Below are 8963 nucleotides of genomic sequence, written 5' to 3'. Positions count from 1 at the left end.
TCGAACCCGGCGACACCGCGGGCTTGATCCTGCTGGCAGCCCTAGGCCCTGAACTGTTGTGGCGCAGCATCGTGGAATTGCAGGCCCCCAGTCCCGCTCTGTGTTCCGTTTATCGCAAGGCCACCGAGGAGCTGGCCCCGGACTCGTCGGTCCCGAATCTCCTCAAACGGTTCGCGGCCTGGCGCTCGCGGCTGCCCGTCCCGGAGCCCCGCGTGGATGCCCGGCACGCCGAACAGATCGGTGCGTGGACACTCATCCCGGAGGATCCGGAGTGGCCCGCGCAGCTCGACGACCTGGGCCTGCAGCGCCCGGTGGTCCTGTGGGGCCGGGGTCATCGTGATGCGCTGTCCCGGCTGGATCGCAGCGTGGCCGTGGTGGGCGCGCGCAACGCGAGCGGTTACGGGGCCGCGGTGACCCGTCAGATGGCCCATGAACTGGCCGCTGCCCATTGGTGTGTGGTCTCGGGCGGCGCGTACGGGATCGACGCCGTGGCGCACACGGCCGCCCTTGAGGCAGGCACCGAGGACGGGGCCACGATCGCCGTTCTGGCGTGCGGTGTGGATCGGTTCTACCCGGCGGGCAACGCGGACCTGCTGCATCACATCACGCAGCGTTCAGTGGTGCTGAGTGAGGTCCCCCTGGGCTGTGCTCCCGCGCGCTACCGGTTCCTGCAGCGCAACCGCATCATCGCGGCCCTCACGCGAGCCACGGTGGTCACGGAGGCGGCGTGGCGTTCCGGATCGCTCAACACCGCACGCCACGCAGCGGGGCTCTCGCGGGAGGTCGCCGCGGTCCCGGGGGACGTTCTCGTGGGAGGATCGGCGGGCTGCCATCGCCTCATCCGCGACGATCACGCGGTGCTCGTGAGCAATGCCGCCGAGCTCCTGGAACTCGTGGAGCCCCTGGGCAATGCGGTGGCCCAGGATGCACACCGGGCGGCGAGTACCCGTGACGAGCGCCCCGAGGACGGCCTGGATCCCACGTTGTTGCGCTTGTTCGACGCGCTGCCCCTGCGCACCGACGCGGACCCGTCCCACCTGTGCGCGGTGTCCGGGTTGAGCCCGGGGGAGGTGCTCACGGGTCTCGTAAGGCTCCGTGACGCCGGACTGGCCGCGGACTCGCTGCTCGGATGGCGGCGGGTAGGCTCGCCGCATGGGCGCAGTAAAAGACCGGAAGGTCGAACGGGAACCTGAGCACGCGGCGTCGTCGGGCGCGCAGGGGGCACCGGCAGCAGGGGCGAAGGATGCCCCGCCCGGGCCGCTCGAGGCCTACCTCCCGCAGTTCCGGGCGTACCTGAGCCTCGAGCGGTCCCGCAGCGACCACACCGTGCGCTCCTACGTCAACGACGTCTCGGACCTCTCGCACTGGATGCGGGACCACGGGATCGACGCCATGGACCTGCTGGACCGGGACACCCTGCGCGGCTGGCTCGCCCAGCGCCACCACCGAGGACTCGCCCGTAGTTCCCTGTCCCGGGGGATCGCGGCCGTGCACACGTTCTTCCGCTGGGCCGTGGACACCCAGGGGCTGCGTCACGACCCGGCCGCGGGGTTGCGCGGGCCGCGCCCCGCCAAGCACCTCCCGGACGTCGTGGGCGCCACGGCACTCAACGACATGCTCGACGACCTCGGGGACGTCGCCCTCGGTGAGCACGACGACGCTCACGCGGCAGCGCTCGCGGCGCGCGACTGGGCACTGCTCGAACTGCTCTACGCCACGGGCGCTCGGATCAGCGAGCTCGTGTCCCTCGACGGGTTCCACGTGGACGCCGTGAACCACGTCCTCACGGTCACGGGCAAGGGCAACAAACAACGCCGGGTCCCGTACGGGGAGAGCGCGGGGGAGGCGCTGGCCCTGTGGGGACATCGGCGCGCGGAGCTCGCGGCACCCGACGCGGGTGACGCCGTCTTCGTCGGGGCCCGCGGTGCCCGGATCGACGCCCGGGTGGCCCGCAGGGTCGTGGCCCGTGCGTTGGAGACCATTCCGAACACCACCGCCCGTGGGCCGCACAGCCTGCGGCACAGCGCTGCGACCCACTTGCTGGATGGGGGAGCGGACCTGCGCACCGTGCAGGAAGTGCTGGGGCACGCGAGCGTGGCCACCACCCAGATCTACACCCATGTGTCCGTGGAGCGGCTCAAACGTGCCTACTCCCAAGCGCATCCGCGAGCTTGACATTTCAGCGCGAGCAGTGATTCGGGTTGACCGGTGAGTAGCCCTGCTGGACAATGAAACGGAATGAGCCACCCCGCGGCCTCGAATCCGCGAGGGTGTGTACATCAGGTCGCCGAACACCGACCAGACAACTTCATACGGGCGCCGAAACACATAGGCCGGGGCCTCCGAGCAGGACGTTGGGGAAGACGTACCTACACAACGGAGGAACAGGCTATGTCTTCACCTACCACGCGGGGTGTGCTGTACGTGCACTCCGCGCCGCAGGCGCTGTGCCCTCACATCCAGTGGGCTCTGGAATCCGTCTCGCGACAGCGCACGGATCTACAGTGGACACCGCAGAACGCCGAGCCCGGTTGCGTGCGCACCGAACTCGAGTGGTCCGGCCGCGCAGGCACGGGGGCGCTGCTCGCCTCCGCGCTCCGGACCCTGGGGCGGGTGAGGTTCGAGGTGACCGAGAACGCGAGCCGCGGTAACGACGGCTCCCGGTGGTCCTTCACGCCGGATCTGGGGATTTTCCACGCGACCACGGACGTCGCCGGGAACATCTGCGTGAGCGAGGACCGGATCCGGTTCGCGTTCGAGGCCTCCGGTGGGGACCCCTCCGCCGTGGTCGCGGAGCTCTCCCTGGCGCTGGGGGAGGCTTGGGACGAGGAGTTGGAACCGTTCCGTCACGCCGCCGAGGGCGCACCCGTGCGGTGGCTGCATCGCGTCGGATGACCCCCGCCAGATAGCCGCCCGCCGGTAGACCCGCCGGATGACGCGGCTCGCCCCGGAAAGGCGTTACCGATGCGGCGTGACGTGGTGGGTGATCTACCCGGGGACCCCCGATGGGTGCCACCCGTACCTACAAGTTTCCGACCTCAGAACTCTCGCTCCGAATCCGTTGCGGAGCACGAACGAACCCCGGTGTCCCACCTCCACAGGGTGGGCCACCGGGGTTCGTCGCTGGGGTGGGCGCCCGCTACAGGGAGCGGAACGCCGCCACCGAGTTGTGCCCGCCGAAACCGAACGAGTTGGAGATCGCGACCATGTCCCCACCGGGGAGATTCCGGGCGGTGGTCACCACGTCCAGATCGATCCGGGGGTCCTGGTTCTCCAGGTTGATGGTGCACGGGGCCTTGCGCTCGGATAGGGCCAGGACGGTGAGCACACCCTCCACGGCTCCGGAACCACCGAGCAGGTGACCCATCATGGACTTGGTCGCGGACACGGCCATGTCGTCCACGGCGGACCCGAATGCGCAGCGCAGTGCGCCGGCCTCGGGGATGTCGCCCACGGGGGTAGAGGTCGCGTGCGCGTTGACGTGCTTGATGTCCGAGGGGGCGATGTCCCCGGACTCCATGGCCTCACGCAGCGCGCGGGCGGGTCCGCCCTCATCCCCGGTGGCGGGAGCGGTGATGTGGTGGGCATCGGCACTGAGACCCGCACCCGCCAGTTCGGCGTAGATCCGCGCGCCGCGGGCCTTCGCGTGCTCCTCGGACTCGAGCACCACGGCACCGGCACCCTCACCCATGACGAACCCGTCGCGGTCCACGTCGAACGGGCGGGAGGCGCGCTGCGGATCGTCGTTGCGCCGGGACAGGGCCTGCATGGAGTTGAACGCGGCAATGGTCATGGGGTGGATCGCACTCTCGGCGCCGCCCACGATCACCACGTCCGCCTTGCCCGAGCGGATCAGATTCAGACCCTGGAAGAACGCCTCGGTGCCGGATGCACACGCGGAGACCGGGGTGATCGCGCACGCGCGGGCCTTGAACTCCATGCTCACCGAGGACGCATTGCCGTTGGGCATGAGCATGGGCACGGTCATGGGCTTGACGCGGCGGGGCCCCTTGGCGAGCAGGGTGTCCCACGCATCCAGGAGGGTCCACACACCGCCGATACCGGTACCGAACGCCACACCCACGCGGGTGGGGTCCAACTCGTCGCTCGAGTCGGCGTCGGCGCCGGAGAAACCGGCGTCCGTCCACGCCTCACGAGCCGCTGCCACGGACAGCTGACCGGAGGGGTCCAGACGCTTGGCCTGCACCCGGGACACGGCATCCTCAGACGGCTTGGGGGAGGTGGCGCCGATGCGCACAGGGAGGTCGTACTTCTCCACCCACTCCTGTTCCAGAGCGTGGACACCGGAGACACCCTTGAGGGCGTTCTGCCAGGTCTCCTGGACGTTCTCACCGATGGGAGTGATGGCACCCAGGCCGGTGACGACTACTTTGCGGGACATGTTGTGCACTTCCTCGTGTCCGGGGTCGCAGATGTTCCAGGGCTTGCTCGGTCGGCCGCCTGGTGTGACGTGAGGTGACGTGCCCCGCTCACGCTGGAGGGCACGCCACCTGACACCCGGGGATCAGTCCTGGGCGTTGTCGATGAAGTTGACGGCGTCCTCGACGGTCTTCAGGTTCTTGACCTCTTCGTCCGGGATAGTGACGTCGAACTTCTCCTCGGCGTTGACCACGATGGTCATCATGGAGATGGAGTCGATGTCCAGATCCTCGGTGAAAGACTTGTCGAGCTGCACGGCGTCGGTCTCGAGGCCGGTCTCTTCGTTCACGATTTCTGCCAGGCCGGCCAGGATTTCGTCTTTGCTCGCCATATCGGCTTCCTTTCCTTATAGTCGCGGTGCGCGACCTTACTGGGTGAGCACGGGGTTCGGGAGAACTACCGTGCGGACCGCCCGAGTGCTCGAACGGCCCGTGGACAAGAGGTGTGCGGTCTAACCCTACGGCACGCCACGGGTGGGATCAGGGCAACAGCACCACTTGGGCGCCGTACACGAGACCCGCCCCGAAACCGATCTGCAGGGAGGGCTTCCCGGACAGTTCCGGGTGCTCCGCGAGCAAGCGGTGGGTGGCCAGCGGGATGGACGCCGCGGAGGTGTTACCAGCCTCCGCGATGTCCCGGGCGATGATCACGGAGTCGGGCAGCTTGAGCACCTTGGCCATCTGATCGATGATGCGCATGTTCGCCTGATGGGGCACGAATGCCGCGAGGTCCTCGGGCTCGAGCCCGGAGGCCTCGAGGGCTTCCTTGGCCACGCGGGCTCCCTCCCACGAGGCCCACCGGAAGACCGTGGGTCCGTCCTGGCGCAGGGTGGGCCACATGGTGGCGTCCGGGCGCATCTCACCGGTCTCTGGGTCCGCGAGGTCCTTGGCGAAGGTCCGCTCGCCACCCTTCTCGACCGTGCGGATGTCGGTGAGCGGGTGGGTCATACGGATCGCATCCCACTTGGATCCGTCCGAACCCCACACGGACGGGCCGATCCCCGGCACGTCGGACGGGCCGATGACCACGGCGCCGGCGCCGTCGCCGAGCAGGAAGGAGATGGAACGCTCGGTGTTGTCGATGACGTCGGAGAGCTTTTCCACGCCGATCACCAGCACGTTGGTGGAATCCCCGGAGCGCACGAGCGCGTCCGCCTGGGCGATGCCGTAGCAGTAGCCCGCGCACGCCGCGGAGATGTCGTAGGCCGCCGCAGGTGTGGCCCCCAGGCGGTCCGCGAGCTGGGCGGCGAGGGACGGGGTGAGGTACGGGAAGGACACGGTGGACACGATGATGGTGTCCAGCTGCTCACCCGTGAGACCGGCGCTCTCGAGTGCCTCGCGGGCCGAGTGCTCGGCCATCTCCAGGACGGTGACGTCCGCCGGGGCACGGTGGCGGGTGTGGATGCCCGTGCGCTTGACGATCCACTCGTCGGAGGATTCGATCCACTGACAGACGTCGTCATTGGTCACGATCTCGGACGGGCGGTAGGCGCCGATACCCAGGATGCGTGTGTGGGCGTTGGGGGTGTTCTGTTTGATGGTCGCCACGGGAGGCCGACTCCTTACCTGGTGCAGTTCACGAGTTGTCCGGGTGCGTGCGCACACTTGTCAGCTCAGAATACTCCGCACCGTCTCCAGGTCCTCCGGTGTGTTGACCGCGGTTGCGGGCACGCCCTTGAGCCCGCGCTTGGCCAGACCCACGAGGGTCCCGGCCGGCGGCAGTTCCACGATGTGCTCGACCTGCAGCTCGGCCAGGGTCTCCATGCACGCGTCCCACCGCACCGGGCGGCAGACCTGCTCCACGAGCGAGTCCACGGCCGCTGCACCGCCGTCGACCCGGGCACCGTCGAAGTTGCTCAGCAGGGGGTGCGTCGGATCGTTCGGGGACAGCTGCGGCACGAGCTCACGCAGCGGCTCCAGCGCGGGCGCCATGTGCTCGGTGTGGAACGCGCCGGCGACCTTGAGCTTGATGACCTTTGCCCGCGCCGGAGGGTTCTCCGCGAGGGCGTCGAGCTGCTCGATCGTCCCGGCGGCGACCACCTGGCCACCGCCGTTCGCGTTCGCGGCGGTGGCGCCGACGGCGGCGATGGCCTGAGCAACGTCGTCTGGCTTACCGCCCAGCACCGCGGCCATCCCCGTGGGGGAGACGGCGGCTGCGCGGGCCATTTCCGTGGCGCGCACGCGCACGAACCGCATGGCGTCCGCCTCGCTCAGCACGCCGGACAGCGCGGCGGCGGTGATCTCACCGACGGAGTGCCCCGCGAAGACGACGTCGGAGCGGTCCTCCAAGCTCGGCGCGAGCAGCCGCCCGGCCACGAGACCCGCGGCCACGATGAGGGGCTGGGCCACCGCGGTGTCCTTGATTGTCTCCTCATCCGCCTGGGTGCCGTAGTGCGTGAGATCTAGCCCGGCGGCGTCGGACAGCTCGCTCAGGTGGTCGGACACTCCGGGAACGGACAACCACTCGGTGAGGAAACCTGGCTTCTGGGACCCCTGACCGGGGCAGACAACTGCAATCACCCGTTCATTCCACCAAGAGTGGACCGCGCCATGGACTGGTCGGTGTCACCAACCTGGGGGACGAGCTTTGTGGGAGGTCTACAAGACCATGTCATGGCTGACTGTTCAGCCGGCCCGCGAGCACGGCGCAGTGCAGCACGAACGCGTCCCGCGGCAGCAGGGGGTCCCACCCGGTGATGTCGCTGACGCGGCGCAACCGGTAGCGCACGGTGTTGGCGTGGACGAACAGCTCGCGCGCGGTGGCCTCGAGCGAGTGCCCCACGCACAGGTAGGTGGTGAGGGTGTCCACGAGTCCGGTGGAGGACGCCGAGAGCGGTTCCCACACGGCCTCCACCATGGAGCGCAGCGCGAGCGGGTCCCCGCTGATGGCGCGTTCGGGCCACAGGTCCTCGGAGTAGACGGGATGCGGTGCCTGGGGCCAGGCCGCGGCGGCGCGCAATCCTGCCTGGGCGCGATCCGCCGATTCCTTGACCTCGAACACGGAGGACACCGCGGGCCCGTGGACCACCGGCCCCTCACCGAACACCGCCGCGAGCTTGGTCAGGGAACGCATGCGGTCTCGGAGCCCGCCGAGCACGAGTACGAGCCGGTCGGTCTGGATGGCCACGAGGCATTCCGTGGCATGGCGGCCGGCCGCGCGCCGGATGCGTTCCACACCGGCGGGTCCGGTGGTGGCGGGCGCGGGGCCCACCATGACCGTGACGTCCCCCTGGTCGGTCCAGCCGAGCGCGGAGACCCTGGAGCGCATGGAGTCGGAGTGGTCGCCGCGCAGGATCCCGTCCACCACGAGCGATTCCAGCCTCGCATCCCACGAGCCTCGGTTCTCGGCGGCCTTGGCATAGACGTCCGCGGCGGCGAAGGCGACCTCGCGCGAAAAGCGCAGCACGGCCTCGCGCAGTGCCACCTCGTCGTTGTGCTGGGCGAGCTCGGGGACCTTCTCCTCGACCACGTCCACGACGATGCGCAGCACCTGCAGTGCGTTCTGCAGCGTGATGGAGCGGGTCAGTTCCGTGGGGGCCTGCTTGAAGATCTCCGTCAGCACCCACACGGGTTCCTGCGGGTTCTCGTACCACCGCACGAAGGACGCGATACCGCGCTGGGCGAGCAGCCCGAGTTCCGAGCGTTCGTCCGCGCGCAGCTGGGAGAACCACGGCAGGGACGTGCTTAACCGCTGCACTGCCACGGTCGAGACCTGCCCTAGATTGGCCGTGAGGTTGTCCAGCGTCTTGGGGTGCGGTGTGCCCTGTTGTCGACTGCGGAGCGGCCAGGTCACCCGGCGCGTGGAGCGTGCTTTGCGGGCGGCGGAGCCGGAGGTGTCGGAGGGCATGAGTCGAGGGTAGTCCATGCCGTTCGCCCGTCCGGGGGGATGTCCCCGGACGACGACGCCGCACGCCGGGGCGGGTGCCCCGCGTCGAGTTGCAGGCGGGGTGCGCGCGTCCGCGAATACGGGTCAGGGCGAGCCCGCCGCGGGTTCGGTCTTCGAGGTTTAACGCGTTTGCATGGTACGACGGCGCCCCCGTACCGTGCCGTTCGTGTGTGGGGTGGGTGGTGCGGGGGCGTCGTGGTGGTGGGTTGGTGGGTTAGGCGTCGCCTCCGGTGTTACCGCTGGTGCCGGCGGCGGGGTTGGTGAGGTCGTAGCGGGTGATGGCTTCTGCGGGGGCGGACCAGTCGATCTCTCCGCGTTTGGCCAGCATTTCCAGGGTGCGTACGACCATTGAGTGCGCATCGATGGTGAAGTACCGGCGTGCTCCGGCGCGGGTGTCAGCGAACCCGAACCCGTCAGCGCCCAACGAGGCCCAGTCGTTGGGTACGTACTGACGCACCGAGTCCGGCAACTGCGAGGTGTAATCACTGGTAGCGATCACCGGTCCCGTTGCCCCTGCTAGTGCTTGGGTGATGTAGGGGGTGCGTGTCCCTTCACCGGGGTTGAGGAACGCCTCATGTTCGGCGGCGTGAGCATCCCGGCGTAGGTTCGTCCACGACGTCACCGACCACACGTCGGCG

Annotated in this window: 9 protein-coding genes; 3 read left to right on the top strand and 6 right to left on the bottom strand. The window is 69.1% G+C overall.

Features of this window, described 5'->3' with window-relative positions; all coding sequences use genetic code 11:
• From dprA to B3I25_RS05060, 3 genes are all read left to right on the top strand, one after another.
• Positions 1–1193, top strand: a 1193-nt coding sequence (gene dprA / locus B3I25_RS05070) for a DNA-processing protein DprA (RefSeq protein ID WP_286738087.1), incomplete at its 5' end; no start/stop codon positions are given.
• On the top strand, positions 1153–2175 hold the full coding sequence (locus B3I25_RS05065) for a tyrosine-type recombinase/integrase (protein ID WP_286738084.1): 1023 nt from the start codon (positions 1153–1155) through the stop codon (positions 2173–2175). The genes dprA and B3I25_RS05065, both read left to right, overlap by 41 nt.
• Before the next feature lie 216 nt (positions 2176–2391).
• Positions 2392–2895: a DUF3145 domain-containing protein gene (locus B3I25_RS05060; RefSeq protein ID WP_085106278.1), complete on the top strand. Its 504-nt coding sequence runs from the start codon at positions 2392–2394 to the stop codon at positions 2893–2895.
• A 244-nt stretch (positions 2896–3139) separates the two neighbouring features.
• Here the strand turns inward: B3I25_RS05060 and B3I25_RS05055 are convergent, their stop codons facing one another.
• From B3I25_RS05055 to B3I25_RS05030, 6 genes are all read right to left on the bottom strand, one after another.
• Complete coding sequence (locus tag B3I25_RS05055; RefSeq protein ID WP_064846119.1) at positions 3140–4402, bottom strand: beta-ketoacyl-[acyl-carrier-protein] synthase family protein; 1263 nt, start codon at positions 4400–4402, stop codon at positions 3140–3142.
• Between the two features lie 123 nt (positions 4403–4525).
• Positions 4526–4771 (bottom strand): acyl carrier protein, encoded by a 246-nt coding sequence (locus B3I25_RS05050; protein ID WP_035964527.1) that lies wholly within the window; start codon positions 4769–4771, stop codon positions 4526–4528.
• Positions 4772–4919: 148 nt separating this feature from the next.
• Positions 4920–5987, bottom strand: coding sequence for a beta-ketoacyl-ACP synthase III (locus B3I25_RS05045; RefSeq protein WP_064846118.1), 1068 nt, complete (start codon positions 5985–5987; stop codon positions 4920–4922).
• A gap of 60 nt (positions 5988–6047) precedes the next feature.
• Positions 6048–6959: an ACP S-malonyltransferase gene (locus tag B3I25_RS05040; protein WP_286738082.1), complete on the bottom strand. Its 912-nt coding sequence runs from the start codon at positions 6957–6959 to the stop codon at positions 6048–6050.
• A gap of 91 nt (positions 6960–7050) precedes the next feature.
• The gene (locus tag B3I25_RS05035) at positions 7051–8286 is read right to left on the bottom strand and encodes a PucR family transcriptional regulator (protein ID WP_064846116.1); all 1236 of its coding nucleotides are present in this window, start codon (positions 8284–8286) and stop codon (positions 7051–7053) included.
• Between the two features lie 253 nt (positions 8287–8539).
• On the bottom strand, positions 8540–8963 hold a 424-nt coding region (locus B3I25_RS05030; protein WP_414672691.1), incomplete at its 5' end, for a transketolase-like TK C-terminal-containing protein.

Source organism: Kocuria sp. UBA1838 (assembly GCF_002338785.1).
GTDB lineage: Bacteria > Actinomycetota > Actinomycetes > Actinomycetales > Micrococcaceae > Kocuria > Kocuria marina.
The sequence above is the reverse complement of the archived record's forward strand: the minus strand, read 5'-3'. Positions and strand labels throughout refer to the sequence as shown.